Source organism: Streptomyces sp. NPDC044061 (genome assembly GCF_056434305.1).
In genome coordinates this window covers 18,963-33,722 of record NZ_JBWKFL010000014.1, presented here as the reverse complement: position 1 = coordinate 33,722, position 14,760 = coordinate 18,963, and the positions used below count along the sequence as shown (strand labels likewise).

Here is a 14,760-nt window from a genome sequence, read left to right as displayed (position 1 = left end):
GCCGGACGAGCGGTGACCGCGGCCTGTGGTCCGTACGGGGACGGCCGTGCTATCCGGCACGCATGGCGGCACCGGCGGCCCCCCTCTCGCCCATGCGCTCGGAGCGGCGCGGCACGCTCAGGCGGAAGCCGATGCCCCGGACCGTCTCGATGAGGGTGGGAGCGCCCAGCTTCCGCCGCAGCCCGACCATGTGCACACCGAGGGTCCGGGTGTCGCCGGCCCCGTCGTGGCCCCACACCTCCTGCATGATGTCCTCCCGGCCGAAGACCCGTCCGGCGTCCGAGGCGAGCAGGGCCAGGATGTCGAACTCCTTGCGGGTCAGCGCCACTTCACGGCCGCCTACCGTGACAACCCGGTCCCGCAGGGCGATCCGTACCTCACCGAGTTCGTGGACCCGGTCGGGCTGGGCACCGGCCTGCTTCCAGGGCTGCCACGAGGTGTCCACCCGCCGCACCACCGCCTCCAGGCGGGCCGTCAGTTCGCGGACGCTGCACGAGCGGCGGACGTGGTCGTCGGCCCCCAGCTTGAAGCTCAGCACCCGGTCGAACACGTCGTCGTGCGCGTCGGCCACGATGAGCGGCACCGGCGAGGCGGAACGTATCGCCCGGCACACTTCGAAGCCGTCCGCACCCGGGACGTGGAGATCGAGCAGGACGGCGTCCACCTCGGCCAGACGGGCCAGGGCCGCGTCGGGCCGGTGCTCCACCTCGGCCCGGTGGCCGCTGCTCTCCAGCCCCGGGGCCAGTTCGGCGGCAAATTCAAAGTCGTTCGTCACTATCAGGACCAGCACGTGGACTCACTCCCGACCGGATTCCAGGACCGTGCGTTTCGGGTATGGACACGGCAGGGGAGCGAGCCGACAGCTGAATTCCCTGAAAGAAATTCCATGCACGGCACGTATCGAAAAGTCGCCAACACTTGCTTCCCCCCGTCGCGACCCTCAGAACGTTAGAACAACACTCGCACAGGATCAAGAATCTAACGTTCTCATATAGTTGACATGACACGGCCTTGTCGAATCGCGCGGCGACCTTTATCCGGTGTGCGCCCGGTCACGGCGCGGCGGTGCCGGGGGTAGCGTGTGCGCGAGTGTGCGAACGCTTGTCGAGGTGGCGGATGACAGGGAGAACGGTGGCCGACGAGGAGTACGTGAGCATCTGGATGCGCCCCGATGCCCCGACCCGGCGGGGGCCGGGCCCGCGTCGCGGTCTGAGCCGGGCCGACATCGTGACCGCCGCCGTCCGGATCGCCGACGAGGAGGGCCTCGAGCGCATGTCGATGCGCCACATCGCCGCCGAGCTGGGTACCGGCGTGATGACGCTCTACCACTACGTCCCGAACCGCGACGACCTCATCGAACTGATGGTTGATCAGGTCGCCGCAGAGGTCGAGCTGCCGGAGCGGCCCTCCGGCGACTGGCGGGCGGACCTGACGGCCACGGCCCACCAGCGGCGCGCGCTGTGGCTGCGGCATCCGTGGCTGGCCACCCGCACCCCCGGACACCCCATCTGGGGGCCCAACACGCTGCGCCAGCAGGAGTTCGTCCTCGGAACCCTGGACGGTTTCGGGCTGTCCGTCGACGAACTTCTCAGCGTGGTCGGGCTGTTCAGCGGATACGTCGAGGGATTCATCCGCAACGAGGTCGGCTGGGCCGAGGAGGCGCGGCGCACCAAGGTGGACATGCAGGAGTGGATCCGCCGGTCCGAGCCGTACGCACGTCGCCTGACGGAGAGCGGGAAGTACCCGATGTTCAACCGGATCCTGGCGGAGACGGCCACCCTGCGCCTGGAGGCGGACACCCGCTTCCGGTTCGGGCTCGAACGCGTGCTGGACAGCATCGCCGCCGCCGTCGAGCGCTGACCGGAGTCCGGCCGCGGCCCCCGAATCCGGCCCGGTCGGCGCGCGCCGGGAAGTGAAGACCGGTTAGCGAAAGCTTAGAGCCGCGCGCATTGTCCGGATCCGAACACGCTGCCTACCGTTTTCGACCATGGACATCCATGACACGGAACGAACGCCGGTGCGGCTGTGCGGCGGGGCCGGGTGCGCCGCACAGCCGCACCCCGCCGCCCCGCACAGCCGGCTCTGCGCCGCCTGCGAGCGACGGTTGCTCACGGACCTGGAGCGGCTGCCCGGCCTCTACCGCTCCTGCGAGGCCGCGCTGCTCGGCAGCCGCAACGGCGGGATCGCGCCGCAAGGGCGGAGCACCGGCGGGCCGATGCCGGGAATCCCCTTCAACGCCCGGGCCGCCGACGTGCGGGCGTCGATCCTGTCGGTACTCGGGTCCTGGAGCGGGCTGGTGGCCCAGGAGCGCGGAATCACCGCGCCGTCCCGGACCGTGACGGCGCTCGCGCTGTTCCTCCGCCGGCACGCCTCCTGGCTCGCTGCGCACGAGTCGGCGGCCGAGGCGACGGCAGAGGTGGGCCGGCTGGTCGGTGCCGCACGCCGGGTCGTGGAGCCGGACGCCAACCGCCGTATGGAGGTGGGGTCCTGCACCGAGACCGGCTGCACGGGCAGCCTGGTCGCCCATGTCCGCACAGCAGGACCCGCCCGCTCCGAGATCGTGTGCAGCGCCGAGCCCGCACACCGCTGGCCGGCCGCGGAGTGGACCCGCCTCGGGCGCCACCTCGACGGGGCCGGTGCGGCGGGCACCGCACGGCGGGCCGCGCAGTGGCTCAGCGCCGCCGACGTCGCCCGGCTGCGGGACGTCCCCCCTGGTACGGTGTACCGGCTCGCCAGCGAGCACCGGTGGCGCCGCGACAAGCGCGCGGGCCGCACGTACTACTGGGCCCAGGACGTCGAGGACAGCTTCCACGCGATGCGCCGCACAGCACGCACGGGATGAACTCGGCCGCGCAGGCCCCGCATTCGCCGTCTCGCACCCCCAGGTTCCCCATGAAGACGCCTCCGCCCGCACCACAGCCGGCCCAGCTCACCATCGGCGAACTCGCGGCACGCAGTGGCGTGCCCATCTCCACCCTCCGCTTCTACGAGCGCCGCGCTCTGCTCGCCAGCGAGCGCACCGCCGGCAACCAGCGCCGCTATCCGAGGGACGCGCTGCGCCGGGTCACCTTCATACGGATGTCGCAGCAACTGGGCATCCCGCTGTCGGAGGTCAAGGCGGTGCTCGGCCTGCTGCCGGAGGGAAGGACGCCCACGGAGGAGGACTGGGCGCGGATCTCGCACTGCTGGCACGACGACCTCAGTGCCCGCATCCGGCGGCTGGAGGGCCTGCGGGACCGGCTCGCGGAGTGCATCGGCTGCGGCTGCATGTCGCTGGGCAGCTGTGCCCTCGCCAACCCCGGGGACACCCTGAGCCAGGAGGGCCCGGGGGCCCGCCGGCTCGCCGGTCCGTGATCGGTCAGACCGCGTAGGGGCTCTTGGCACGCGCCTCCTGGAGCGCCAGACCCCACCACTGCAGCCGGTCGATCAGCAGCTTGGCCGCGGTGTTGCAGCCCTCCGGCTCGGTGGGCCTGCCCTCGCCGTCGAACTGGGACCACACGTTGTGGAAGCTGACGGTGTCCCGGACGGTGGTCGCGTGCACTTCGGAGAAGACCGGGCGCAGGTGCTCGACCGCGCGCAGGCCGCCGGACAGGCCGCCGTAGGAGACGAAACCGACGGGCTTGGCGTGCCACTCGGGGTTGTGCCAGTCGATGATGTTCTTCACCGAGGCCGGGTAACTGTGGTTGTACTCGGGGGTGACGACCACGAAGGCGTCGGCCGCGCGCAGGCGTTCGCGCACCGCCCCGGCGGCAGCAGCGACGTCTCCCTCCGGCTGCGCGCCGAACGCGGGAAGGGACGTGGGCAGACCGACCTCCTTCAGGTCGATCAGGTCCGGCTCGGTTCCCGTGTGCTCGTGCACGCGCTCGGTGAACCACTTGGCGACGACGGGGCCGAAGCGGCCGTCCCGGTCGCTTCCCAGGATGACGGCGATACGCAGCGGCTGTTCGGACATGAGTGCTCCCAAGGGCCTTAGGGAGCCGACCGGTTGATCGACTCGGGTCGAGGCTAAGAGCTGAACCGAAGTTCAGGTCAAGCGCGCTCGGCCCGGGATGCCATGTTCAGGCCACGCCACGCCATGGACTGCGGCGGCCCGTCACGTCCCGGCCGTCCGCACACCCCTGTGGTCCGCCCAGCCGACGGCTGTGGCCGCCAGCAGCGAGGCGGTACCGCCGAGGAGCAGCCCGGCGCGGGCGCCGAAGTGGCCGGTGAGGAAACCGACGAGCAGCGCCCCGAGCGGGGTGGTGCCCTGGAACACCAGGGTGTAGAGGGCCATCACCCGGCCGCGGTACAGAGAATCGGTGCCCAGCTGGATCCGGTGGTTGGCCGCCTGCGCGAAGAACACCGACGCGAAGCCTGTGCAGCACAGCAGCACCGCGGCGGTGGTCGGGGTCGGCGCAAGACCCACCAGGGTCTCCAGGATTCCGAACACGGCCGCTGCCGAGGTGACCAGGGTGAAGGCGGGCCGGCCGCGGCGCAGCGTCGTGGCGAGGGCCGCGGCCAGCGAGCCGACCGCGAGCGACGCCGTCAGCAGGCCGAAGGCCGCGGCGTCGGCGTGGAAGACCGTCTTGGCGAGCAGTGGCAGGGTGAGCTGGAAGGTGAACCCCAGCATGCCGACCACGCCGACGAGCACCATCGGCAGCACCAGGTCCCGCCGCGCCGTCAGATGGCGGATGCCCTCCCGCACCGGTGCGCGCTCCGGCCGGCACTCGGCGCGGTGCAACTCACCGGGGCGCATCATCCGCAGCGCGAGAACGGTCGCCGGATAGCTCGCCGCGTTGAGCAGCATCACCCAGCCGGTGCCGAAGCACTGGACGAGCAGTCCGGCCGCCGCCGGTCCCACGACCCGTGCCGAGTTGAAGTACGCGGCGCTCAGCGCGGACGCGTTCGGCAGCAGTGGGGCGCCGACCAGCTCGCTGACGAACGCCATCCTGGCGGGCACCTCGAACGCGTTGACCACACCGAGGCCGAGCGCGAACAGACCGACGTGCCACAACCGTACCCGGCCGGTCAGGACCAGGACCGCGAGCAGCACGGCGAGGGTGGCCGAGGCGAGATTCACCACCGTCAGCAGCAGGCGCTTGTCGTACCGGTCGGCGACCGCTCCGGCATAGAGCGTGAGCAGGAGCAGCGGGGCGAACTGAAGGGCCGTCACCACGCCCAGGGCAGCGCCCGAGTCACCGGTGAGGGAGAGCACCAGCCAGTCCTGGGCGACGACCATCATCCAGGTGCCGGCCACGGAGACGATCTGGCCGGTGGCGAAGAGGCGGAAGTTGCGAACCGTCAGGGACCGGAAGACGCCGGCGAAGGCACGCTTCGCCGCCGTTCTCCCGCCGCCGGGCGGCCCCGTCCGCTCCCCGCCGCCGCGCGGCCCGGTCTGCTGCGGCTCAGTCGATGCCACGGAAGATGTACTGGTCAGGGGTCTCCCCTTCTTCCCCGGCGAGCAGCGCGGGCCGTCGGGTGTCGGGCTCCTCGAGGGCCCGCTGCCCCTCCACGAGAACGTCGTGACTCACGTCTGCCTTCCTTTCGCGAGCGGTCGGGTCCGAACGGTCACCGCGGGCCCGCGGGAGAGGGGCGCCGGGCCGGGAGGCTGCGGTCCGCGGCTGGGCGGCGCGGCGTCCCGGGCGAGGAGGCACTCCTCGAGGAAGCCCAGGGCACGCAGGTGGTAGGTGCGGGCCGCCCAGCCGAGGCTGATGTTGTGCCCGGCATCCGGCTGGATGTCGACGGTCACCCTCGGTGCGGCCAGCGGCTCCCTCAGGGCAGCGACGGCCTCCTCGTCGAACCGCCACCACCGCTCGTGCTCGGCGAACGTGAAGCGGACCGGTACCGGGACCCGCGCGGCGATGTCGGGGTACAGCTCCGGCCACAGCGGTCCCTCACGCGCCTCCTCGAGCGGAACGGGCCGTACGAGGGCGCCGCTGAGCCGGAAGGCGTCCGGCGGGTAGAGCCGCAGGGCGCCCCAGTGCCGGCGCCAGTCTCCGTGCCCGTCCGGGCCGGGCAGCTGGTGCCGCTCCACGGCGAGGCGGCTGCCCAGTCCGGAGATGTCGAGGCCGAGCAGTGCGCTGTCGTCCCGGGCGGCGGCGGCCAGTGCCAGCTTGCCGCCGTTGGAGTGGGCAAGGAGGAAGAGGCCCGCGCCGGTGTCGTGGCGGGCGGCGAAGTGGGCCAGCGCGGCGTGCAGGGTGGCCGCCTGGTCGTGCACGGCCTGCCCGTCGGGCAGCTGGAGGGCCGAGTGGCCGTAGCCGGGGCGGTCCACCGCGAGCACGGTGTACCCGAGCTGGGCTCCGAGTGCCAGGAGCGAGTGCCCGGGCCGGGCCCGGCTGTCGAAGTAGCCCGCGCTCATTCCGCCGCCGTGAACGGCGACCACGGTCGCGCGGGGCGGTGTCTGCCGCGGCTCGGCGAGCAGCGCGGAGATCGGGACGCCCGCCGCGTCGAGGACGATGTCGTGAACTGGCGAGCCCTCAGGCGATACAGGCAGCGTCATGGTGTTCTTCCTGTTTCGGAAAGAGGGGTGGGACGGTGAAATACGATAAGTTCAGGTTAGATATGCGGGAATTTCTATATGTGTTGGTTAATCCACTTCTAGTGGCTGATGTCCGCCGATAGCGTCACCGACATGACCATGACCATCACCCCGCTGCCTGCGCAGGTCGGGCGACGCTGCCAGGACACCCTCAACTCGCTGCACTCGACCGTCTACTTCTCCCCCGACCTCGAAATCGGGCTGGCCGACCACGGCATCGACGACTCGATGGCCGTCTATCTGGCGGGCCGTTCCGCTGCCCTGGGACCGGTGGGTCCCGGCGTGGTCACGGCCGCGTTCTACGGCTTCCGGCACGAGCTGATCGCCCGGCACATCCCGTGGGTGTGGACCCAGGCCTCCCCCACCATCGTCCTGGAGCTGAGGTTGCGCGCGGCCGACGCCACACTCCGCCGCCATCTGGGCGAATCCCTCGTCACCGGTCCGGAGATGGCCGAGGCCGCAGAGCTGGCCCTGCGGGCCGCCCGCGCGGGCGTCCGGGCAGGGCGTCCGATGTACTCCGCCCACGCCGACCAGCCGGTGCCCGAGGAGCCGCACCTGGCGCTGTGGTACGCCGCCACGCTGCTGCGCGAGCACCGCGGCGACTGCCACATCGCGGCGCTGCAGACCGCCGAACTCGGCGGCATCGACGCCCTGGTCTCCCACTCGGCGAGCAGCAGCGGCATGCCGAAGGAGATCGTCATGAGCAAGCGGGGCTGGACGGAGGAGGACTGGGCCGGCGCCGAGGACCGGCTGCGCGTCCGCGGCCTGATGGACGCCGAGGGGCGCCTGACGGCGGCGGGGGTGCGGCTGCGCGAGGACATCGAGGACGAGACGGACCGGCTGGACCGGGCTCCGTACGAGGCCCTGGGGCTCACCGGCGTGACCCGGCTGACCGAGCTGGCGGGCGTCGTCGCCGGCACTGCCGCTGCGACGGGCGCCTTCCCCGCGGAACTGCTGCAGATCTTCGCCGGGCGCTGACGGCCCGCCGGGCGCCGGCCGGGGGGAGCACCGGGCTCCCGCCGCCGGCGCCCTTGCCGGGTGGGGCGGCGAAGTGGCCGCCGGAGGCGATTCACATGACGGGCTTGCCGTCCGGACCGGGACCCGACGCCCAGGTGAGGTGGAAGCCCCACTCCCGGAACCGCCAGCCGGCCGTCGTGCGCACGGCCTCGCCCGTGTAGTGGCCACCGATGTCGAAGAGCGGCGCCCCGCTGTCGTGGTGCACATGGGTCGCGATCAGATGGAACCTGACCTGCGCCCGGTCTCCGTCGAGGCGGACGGCATGGTTCGCGCTCAGGTGCAGGGTCCTGTCGAACTTCTGCTTGGCCGCGAGGTGGAACTCCGCCACGCCCGCGATCCCCTCGTGGGTGCCGATGGGGAAGTGCAGCCGCACGTCCTCGGTGAAGACGGTGCCGGGCCAGGACTCGTCGAAACCGTTCTCGTCCTGGGTGTCCAGCAGAACCACATAGCGGTCGATCAGCTCACTGATCGCGGCCCGGTCCGTGAGCTCGCGAACCTGGCGGCGAAGCACCGCCAGCTCACTGAACTCGCCCACCTGGTGGCGAAGCACCGCCGACTCGGTCGCAAGTTCCTCTGCCAGTCCTTCCAAGGTCGTGGTCACGCAGTGCCCCTCTTTCGGTGTCGATGACGCTTCGTGTCGTTCCGGCTGTCCCCGCGGGCGCTCTCAGCTCCACAGGGCACGGGCCGCCCGCCAGCTGCGCGGGGTGCGGTGGCCGGCGGCCTGCTCGGGCCGACGCCAGCGGGGCGGCGCCGGGGACACGTCCTCCTCGGCCGCCGTCCCGGCCGAGCGGGACAGCAGAACCGCGATGAGCGCGGCCAGTTCCTCCTCCGTGGGCGTCCCCTTCTCGACGCGGACGGCGCCTGCCGCGTCGAGAAGGGAGCCTGTCCCGGTCGCCGCGCCTGCCTGCGCTTCCGCCACTCCTGTCACTCCTGTCACTCCTCCTGGCACTTCTGACACTCCTGTCACTGTCACTGCTGTCGCTTCTGTCACTGCGGGGGGTTGCCGTGCTTGCGGGAGGGCAGGTCGGCGTGCTTGGCGCGCAGCATCTCCAGCGAGCGGATCAGCACCGAGCGGGTCTCGCGCGGGTCGATGACGTCGTCGATCAGACCGCGTTCGGCCGCGTAGTAGGGGTGCATCAGCTCGTCCTGGTACTCCTTGATCTTCTGTGCGCGGACCGCGTCGGGGTCGGCCGCCGCGTTGATCTCCCGGCGGAAGATGACGTTGGCAGCGCCCTCGGCACCCATCACGGCGATCTCGTTGGTGGGCCAGGCCAGCGCGAGGTCGGCTCCGATGGAACGGGAGTCCATGACGATGTACGCGCCGCCGTACGCCTTGCGCAGCACCAGAGAGATCCGGGGCACGGTGGCGTTGCAGTACGCGTACAGCAGCTTCGCGCCGCGCCGGATGATCCCGTTGTGCTCCTGGTCCACGCCCGGCAGGAAGCCGGGTACGTCCACCAGCGTCACCAGCGGAATGTTGAAGGCGTCGCAGAACTGCACGAAACGCGCCGCCTTCTCGGACGCCTCGATGTCCAGCACGCCCGCCATGGAGGCGGGCTGGTTGGCGACGAAGCCGACCACATGGCCGTCGAGGCGGGTCAGGGCGCAGACGATGTTGGGCGCCCAGGCAGGGTGCACCTCGAAGTACTCGCCGTCGTCGACGACTTCCTCGATGACACGCCGGATGTCGTACGACCGCCCCGCTTCGGCCGGGACGAGGTCCAGGAGGGCTTCGGTGAGCCGGTCGGCAGGGTCCTCGGAGCGCACCACGGGCGCCAGCTCACGGTTGTTGGCCGGCAGCAGCGACAGCAGGTAGCGCACGTCCTCGATGCACTGTTCCTCGTCGTCGTAGGCGAAATGGGCCACGCCCGACGTGCCCGCGTGGACATCGGCGCCACCCAGGCCGTTCTGTGTGATCTCCTCACCGGTGACCGCCTTGACGACGTCGGGGCCGGTGATGAACATCTGCGAGGTGTCGCGGACCATGAACACGAAGTCGGTGAGCGCGGGGGAGTAGGCCGCGCCGCCCGCGCACGGACCGAGCATGACGCTGATCTGGGGGATGACGCCCGAGGCCCGGGTGTTGCGCTGGAAGATGCCGCCGTAGCCGGCCAGCGCCGAGACGCCTTCCTGGATGCGGGCACCGGCCCCGTCGTTGAGCGAGACCAGCGGGGCGCCGGCGGCCTCCGCCAGGTCCATCACCTTGTGGATCTTCTCGGCGTGCGCCTCGCCCAGCGCGCCGCCGAAGATCCGGAAGTCGTGGGCGTAGACGAAGACGGTACGGCCGTGGACCGTGCCCCAGCCGGTGACGACGCCGTCGCTGTAGGGCTTCCTGTGCTCCAGGCCGAAGCCGGATGCCCGGTGCCGGCGCAGGGGTTCGACCTCGTTGAAGGACCCCTTGTCCAGCAGGAGCGCGACGCGCTCATGGGCCGTCAGCTTGCCCCTCGCGTGCTGACGTTCGGTGGCTGCGGGGTCCGGACCGCACCGCGCGGACTCCTTGATCTCGGCCAGCTCGTCGATGCGGGACTGGATCGTCTCGTGCGCTGCAGGCATGGTGTGGTCACACCCTTTCTGGGTCGGTGGTCGGGCGGCGGCCCTGCGGGGGTGGGCACCGGGGTCCGCTGACGCGGGAGGCAACGGAGGACGAGGGAGCGGCGGGCGGGCGGGACAGAACTGGACAAGGCAGCACGGGGCGGGGCGTTCGGCGGGGCACCGGGCGGGGCGCGGTGCCCCGCCCGGTGTGCTCGCCGCATCAGGCCTGGTACGGGTTCCGGGTACGCGCCTCACGCAGGGCGGTGCCCCACCACACGAGCTGGTCGAGGAGGACCTTGGCGGCGCCCGCCGGGCCCGTCTCGTCCTTCGGGCTGCCGTCCGGCCCGAACTGCTCCCAGGCGTTGTGGAAGCTGACGACGTCGCGCACCGTGACCGCGTGCAACTCGGCGAAGACGGGCCGCAGCTGCTCCACCGCGCGCAGACCGCCGGAGAGACCGCCGTAGGAGACGAAGCCGACCGGCTTCGCGCGCCACTGGACGGAGTGCCAGTCGATCAACTGCTTGACCGAGGCCGGGAAGCTGTGGTTGTACTCGGGCGTCACGACGACGAACGCGTCGGCTTCCGCGAGGCGCGGTGACACCTGGGCCAGCGCCTCGGCGGCCGCCGGGGCCGGGTTGAACGACAGCGCGTGCGGCAGCTCGTGGTCCGCCAGGTCGATCACGTCGACCGTCAGGTCGGGGCGTCCGGCTGCCTGGGCGGCGAACCAGTTGCCGACCACGGGGCCGAAGCGGCCCTCGCGAACACTGCTGTTGATCAGCGCGAGGCGCAGGGGTCCGTTGGTCATCGGGCTTCCTTTCAGGTGGTGCTGGTGGAGGGGGTGGAAGGTCGGTGGGTGCGGCGCAGGCCCGGCAGGGCGACGAGGAGACCGGCCAGGCCGATGGCGATGACCAGCCACAGCGCCGGGCGGTGGCCCGCGCAGGCGCACACCGCGGCGGTCAGGGCGACGGCCAGTGCGGCCCCCAGCTGGACGGCGGTCTGGTACAGCCCGCTCGCCTCCGCCTGACGGTGTGCCGGAACGGCCGCGGTGGCCTGGATGTGGAAGGCGGCGAAGGCGAGGACGAACGCGGCGCCGAGCAGCAGCATCGTGGGCAGCACATCCGTCGCGTACCGAAGCTGGGTGCGGGTGTCACCGGGGTAGAGCAGATAGCCCAGCGGCGCGGCGGCGGCACCGGCGGCGATCAGCCGGGCGGCGCCGAACCGGGCGGCCATCCGGCCGGAGAACAGGGCGCTGAGTACGAGCGGTGCACTCGCCGGCAGGAAGGCGAGTCCGGTCTGCAGGGGGCTGAGCCCGGCGCGCTGCTGCAGTTGGAGGGTGCTCAGCAGGAGCAGGCTCAGATACGAGCCGTTGAGCGCCGCGGCGCCGAGCGCCGAACGCACCAGGGTCCCGTACCGAAGGAGGTCCAGGTGGAGCAGGGGTTCCGGGGACGTCCGTTCCACCCGTACGTGCGCGAGGGCGAAGACCGCGGCCAGGGCGAACCCGCCGAGGGTGCGCGGGTCGTTCCAGCCCGCCCGCGGTCCGCAGCTGATCGCCAGGACGAGGCACAGGCACGTGGCCGCGAGGGTGAGGGCGCCTGCCACGTCGTAGCGGCGCGGCCTGGCGCGGCCCGCGGCTTCGGCGGGGACCAGACGCAGGGCGGCGAGGAACAGCAGCAGCGCGACCGGGGCCGGGAAGGCGAACGTCCAGCGCCAGCCGATCCCGGTGAGAAACCCGGAGACCAGCAGGCCGGTGGCGAATCCGCCCGCGCCGAACAGGGAGTAGACCGAGATCGCCCGGCTGCGGGCGGGGCCCTCCGGGAACGCCGACACGATGATCGCGAGCCCGGTGGGCGCGGTGAGCGCGGCGCAGAATCCCTTGACGAACCGGGTGGCGATGAGCAGTTCCGGGCCCTCGGCGAGGGCGCCGGCCAGGGAGGCCGCGGCGAAGACCAGGAGGGCGGCCAGGTAGACGGGCCTCCGGCCGAGGATCGCGACGACGCGGCCACCGAACAGCAGCAGTGAACCGAAACCTGCGGCGAATCCGCTGATCACCCACTGGAGCTGGGTGGGGGCGAGCCCCAGGTCCGTGCCGATGTCGGGCAGGGCCACGAGGGCGACGGACACCTCCAGGGCGTCGATCAGCATGTTGCCCGCGAGCACGAAGAGCAGGCCCCACAGGGCCGGTGAGAGGCGGCCGTCGGACGGGGTGGTGGTGCGCGTGTGCGTCGAAAAGGTCATGGTCCCGCTCCGCCGGAAGGGTGGTCGAGGGGCGCCCGGCCGCTTCGGCGGCGGCCTCGGCGGCCGGGTGGGGAAGGTTGGCCGGCCACGTCGGGGGATGTCCGTGGCCGGCCGGTCGGGGTGCCGGGCTGGTCAGCCCAGTAGGGTGCCGCCGGTGGCGTCGATGAAGGCACCGGTGATCCAGCGGGCCTCGTCGGTGGCGAGGAAGGCCACCACGTCGGCGATGTCCTCGGGCTCGCCGACCCGGCCGAAGGCGGACAGCTGCGCCATCTGCTCGACCGCCTCGGGGATGTCGAAGACCGGGTTGCCGTTGCGGGTGATGCCCGGCGCGACGCTGTTGACGGTGATGCGGCGCGGTCCGAGGTGCTTGGCGAAGTGCAGCGTCAGCTGTTCGACGGCGCCCTTGGTCATGGCGTAGGCGATCTCGTCCGGGTTCGCGACGCGCGTCAGTCCGGAGGAGATGTTGATGACGCGTCCGCCGTCCCGCAGGTTCTTCAGGGCCCGCTGGACGAGGAAGAACGGCGCCTTGGCGTTGACCGCGAAGATCCGGTCGAACGTCTCCGGCGTGGTGTCCTCCGGCTTGACGCCGCCCATCACGCCCGCGTTGTTGACCAGGATGTCGAGATCGGTGGAGCCGGTCCGTTCGCGCAGCCCCTCCTCCAGACCGAGGAAGAGCTCGTGGACGTCGCCGGGGACGCCCAGTTCGGCGCGGACGGTGAAGGCACGGCCGCCGTCCTTCTCGATCGTCTCGACCACGTCGGCCGCGGCGTCCTCGCTGCTGGTGTAGTGCACGGCGACCAGTGCACCCTCGGCCGCCAGCCGCAGGGCGGTGGCGCGTCCCATGCCGCGGCTCGCGCCGGTGACCAGCGCGGTCCTGCCCGTGAGCTTAGCCATGTCGGTTCTCCAGTTCTTCGGGGTTACGGGGGCGGACGTCCGGGCCACGCGCGCCGGACCCACGACGGCGGTGACGGATCCGGCGGTGACAGGTCCGGCGGTGTCGGGTCCCGCGGCGGAGGGCTCGCCGAACCAGCGCCGCAGCGCCGCCGTGCCCTGCGCGGCGCCGGTGCCTGCCCAGGCCACGTAGCCGTCGGGCCGCACGAGCAGGGCCTCGGTGTCCCCGGGGCCGCCGTCCACGGTGCGCACCAGCTCCGCCCAGGGCGCTGCCGCGGTGTACAGCTCGGTGGCACCGGGCGGCACGATGAACAGGCCCTGCCCGGTGCGCAGCAGCTCGGCGGTGCGCACGGGGGTGCCCCGGAGGGCGGCCTCGCGGGGCAGCAGCCGCTGTCCGGTCGGCGGCCGGCCGGCGCCGCCACCCATGTCGTACGCGATGTCGAGTCCGGAGATCATCCCGGCCAGCCGGGTTCGGACGTTCTCCAGCGGCATCAGCTCGGCCAGCACCTCGCGCAGGGCGTTGACCTCGGGGCCGCCGAGCAGCAGTCGCGCCTGGGCTGCGATGTTGCCGAGCACCCGGGCACCGACCGGATGCCGCTCGGTGTGATAGGTGTCCAGCAGGCCGTCGGGGACGCGCCCGGTGACCCGGGCGGCCAGTTTCCAGCCGAGGTTGACCGCGTCCTGGAGGCCGAGGTTGAGGGCCTGGCCGCCGATCGGCATCTGCCGGTGGGCGGCGTCGCCGGCCAGCAGCAGCGGGCCGCGCCGGTAGGCGGTGACCTGACGGTTCGCGTCGCCGAAGGAGTTCACCCACAGCGATGTGCCGACGCCGAGGTCCTCACCGGTGACCCGCTTCCAGGCGTCCACGACGTCGGCGAACTCCGGCCGGCCGGGCCGCGGCCGGGCACCGAACTCGTGCACCATCACCCGGGTCACGCCGTCGGGACGGCGGGCCGCGATGGCCAGTCCCGCAGGCAGCCGTTCGAACCGCCGGTTGGGAATCTGAACGCCCGCCACGTCCGCGCGGAGCAGTTCACGGGCGGCGTCGGTACCGGGGAAGTCGAAGCCGCCGAGCCGGCGCACGGCGCTGTCCTCGCCGTCGCAGCCGACCAGGTACCGGGCCCGGAGCAGCAGGGTCCGCCCGGCCGGGCCGCGCACCTCCGCCTCGGCCCCGGCATCGGTGATCCGCAACCCGGTCACCTCGTGACCGCGCCGCACGTCCGCGCCCAGCTCTGCGGCCCGGGCCCCCAGCAGTTCCTCCAGCCGGGTCTGCAGGACCTTCCACTGGCCCGGGTGGGAGCTGGGAAGGGTCAGGTCCAACGGGAGGCCGCCGAAGTGACCGCGCGGCTCGTCGGAGATCTTCCCCAGCGGGTCCAGCAGGCCCCGCCCGTCGAGGATCTCCATGGTGCGGGCGTGCAGGGTGGAGGCCCGCGATTCCGTGGTCGGTTCGGTCAGCTGCTCCAGGACCACGACGTCCGCGCCTCCGAGCCGCAGCTCGCAGGCGAGCATCAGTCCGACCGGACCCGCGCCGACCACGATCACCTGAGTGGTGATGCAGCCCTGGGTCATGG

The 14,760-nt window shown here is 72.1% G+C and carries 15 protein-coding genes; 4 read left to right on the top strand and 11 right to left on the bottom strand.

Translation table 11 applies throughout. The features are described 5' to 3' along the window. Positions 1-49: 49 nt before the first annotated feature. Positions 50-790: a response regulator transcription factor gene (locus AC07CM_RS23205; RefSeq protein WP_478878348.1), complete on the bottom strand. Its 741-nt coding sequence runs from the start codon at positions 788-790 to the stop codon at positions 50-52. Between the two features lie 326 nt (positions 791-1,116). Between AC07CM_RS23205 and AC07CM_RS23200 the strand changes: the two genes are divergently transcribed. From AC07CM_RS23200 to soxR, 3 genes are all read left to right on the top strand, one after another. After that, complete coding sequence (locus AC07CM_RS23200) at positions 1,117-1,860, top strand: TetR/AcrR family transcriptional regulator (RefSeq protein ID WP_478878347.1); 744 nt, start codon at positions 1,117-1,119, stop codon at positions 1,858-1,860. A gap of 127 nt (positions 1,861-1,987) precedes the next feature. Further along, positions 1,988-2,842 (top strand): hypothetical protein, encoded by an 855-nt coding sequence (locus tag AC07CM_RS23195; RefSeq protein WP_478878346.1) that lies wholly within the window; start codon positions 1,988-1,990, stop codon positions 2,840-2,842. Positions 2,843-2,892: 50 nt separating this feature from the next. Then, positions 2,893-3,354 carry a redox-sensitive transcriptional activator SoxR gene (gene soxR, locus AC07CM_RS23190; protein ID WP_478878345.1) on the top strand — a complete coding sequence of 154 codons (462 nt, stop codon included), beginning with the start codon at positions 2,893-2,895 and terminating at the stop codon, positions 3,352-3,354. A gap of 4 nt (positions 3,355-3,358) precedes the next feature. Here soxR and AC07CM_RS23185 read toward each other — a convergent pair whose 3' ends face one another. The 4 genes from AC07CM_RS23185 to AC07CM_RS23170 form a co-directional block, all read right to left on the bottom strand. Next, positions 3,359-3,952, bottom strand: a complete 594-nt coding sequence (locus tag AC07CM_RS23185; RefSeq protein WP_478878344.1) for an NADPH-dependent FMN reductase — start codon at positions 3,950-3,952, stop codon at positions 3,359-3,361. A gap of 141 nt (positions 3,953-4,093) precedes the next feature. Beyond that, positions 4,094-5,284: an MFS transporter gene (locus AC07CM_RS23180; RefSeq protein WP_478878555.1), complete on the bottom strand. Its 1,191-nt coding sequence runs from the start codon at positions 5,282-5,284 to the stop codon at positions 4,094-4,096. Positions 5,285-5,384: 100 nt separating this feature from the next. Further along, positions 5,385-5,510, bottom strand: a complete 126-nt coding sequence (locus AC07CM_RS23175) for a hypothetical protein (protein WP_478878343.1) — start codon at positions 5,508-5,510, stop codon at positions 5,385-5,387. Beyond that, on the bottom strand, positions 5,507-6,478 hold the full coding sequence (locus AC07CM_RS23170; RefSeq protein WP_478878342.1) for an alpha/beta hydrolase: 972 nt from the start codon (positions 6,476-6,478) through the stop codon (positions 5,507-5,509). Before AC07CM_RS23170 ends, AC07CM_RS23175 begins: the two co-directional genes overlap by 4 nt. Before the next feature lie 138 nt (positions 6,479-6,616). Between AC07CM_RS23170 and AC07CM_RS23165 the strand changes: the two genes are divergently transcribed. Then, positions 6,617-7,495 carry an SCO6745 family protein gene (locus AC07CM_RS23165; RefSeq protein WP_478878554.1) on the top strand — a complete coding sequence of 293 codons (879 nt, stop codon included), beginning with the start codon at positions 6,617-6,619 and terminating at the stop codon, positions 7,493-7,495. A gap of 91 nt (positions 7,496-7,586) precedes the next feature. Here AC07CM_RS23165 and AC07CM_RS23160 read toward each other — a convergent pair whose 3' ends face one another. The 6 genes from AC07CM_RS23160 to AC07CM_RS23135 form a co-directional block, all read right to left on the bottom strand. Beyond that, positions 7,587-8,135: a nuclear transport factor 2 family protein gene (locus tag AC07CM_RS23160; protein WP_478878341.1), complete on the bottom strand. Its 549-nt coding sequence runs from the start codon at positions 8,133-8,135 to the stop codon at positions 7,587-7,589. Positions 8,136-8,198: 63 nt separating this feature from the next. Then, complete coding sequence (locus tag AC07CM_RS23155) at positions 8,199-8,453, bottom strand: acyl-CoA carboxylase subunit epsilon (protein ID WP_478878340.1); 255 nt, start codon at positions 8,451-8,453, stop codon at positions 8,199-8,201. Between the two features lie 68 nt (positions 8,454-8,521). Beyond that, positions 8,522-10,087, bottom strand: a complete 1,566-nt coding sequence (locus AC07CM_RS23150) for an acyl-CoA carboxylase subunit beta (RefSeq protein ID WP_478878339.1) — start codon at positions 10,085-10,087, stop codon at positions 8,522-8,524. A 199-nt stretch (positions 10,088-10,286) separates the two neighbouring features. After that, the gene (locus AC07CM_RS23145) at positions 10,287-10,871 is read right to left on the bottom strand and encodes an NADPH-dependent FMN reductase (protein ID WP_478878338.1); all 585 of its coding nucleotides are present in this window, start codon (positions 10,869-10,871) and stop codon (positions 10,287-10,289) included. 11 nt (positions 10,872-10,882) lie between these two features. Further along, a complete protein-coding gene (locus tag AC07CM_RS23140; protein WP_478878337.1) occupies positions 10,883-12,301 on the bottom strand; it encodes an MFS transporter in 1,419 nt (472 codons plus the stop codon). A 132-nt stretch (positions 12,302-12,433) separates the two neighbouring features. Further along, positions 12,434-14,758 (bottom strand): SDR family oxidoreductase, encoded by a 2,325-nt coding sequence (locus AC07CM_RS23135; RefSeq protein WP_478878336.1) that lies wholly within the window; start codon positions 14,756-14,758, stop codon positions 12,434-12,436. Between the last annotated feature and the right edge of the window lie 2 nt (positions 14,759-14,760).

What these genes read in the sequence shown, in the direction of transcription:
- AC07CM_RS23165 (WP_478878554.1), top strand. Translation starts at nt 6,617, where the DNA reads ATGACCATCACCCCGCTGCCTGCGCAGGTCGGGCGACGCTGCCAGGAC.
- AC07CM_RS23145 (WP_478878338.1), bottom strand. Translation starts at nt 10,871, where the DNA reads ATGACCAACGGACCCCTGCGCCTCGCGCTGATCAACAGCAGTGTTCGC.
- soxR (WP_478878345.1), top strand. Translation starts at nt 2,893, where the DNA reads ATGAAGACGCCTCCGCCCGCACCACAGCCGGCCCAGCTCACCATCGGC.
- AC07CM_RS23140 (WP_478878337.1), bottom strand. Translation starts at nt 12,301, where the DNA reads ATGACCTTTTCGACGCACACGCGCACCACCACCCCGTCCGACGGCCGC.
- AC07CM_RS23150 (WP_478878339.1), bottom strand. Translation starts at nt 10,087, where the DNA reads ATGCCTGCAGCGCACGAGACGATCCAGTCCCGCATCGACGAGCTGGCC.
- AC07CM_RS23200 (WP_478878347.1), top strand. Translation starts at nt 1,117, where the DNA reads ATGACAGGGAGAACGGTGGCCGACGAGGAGTACGTGAGCATCTGGATG.
- AC07CM_RS23195 (WP_478878346.1), top strand. Translation starts at nt 1,988, where the DNA reads ATGGACATCCATGACACGGAACGAACGCCGGTGCGGCTGTGCGGCGGG.
- AC07CM_RS23135 (WP_478878336.1), bottom strand. Translation starts at nt 14,758, where the DNA reads ATGACCCAGGGCTGCATCACCACTCAGGTGATCGTGGTCGGCGCGGGT.
- AC07CM_RS23185 (WP_478878344.1), bottom strand. Translation starts at nt 3,952, where the DNA reads ATGTCCGAACAGCCGCTGCGTATCGCCGTCATCCTGGGAAGCGACCGG.
- AC07CM_RS23170 (WP_478878342.1), bottom strand. Translation starts at nt 6,478, where the DNA reads ATGACGCTGCCTGTATCGCCTGAGGGCTCGCCAGTTCACGACATCGTC.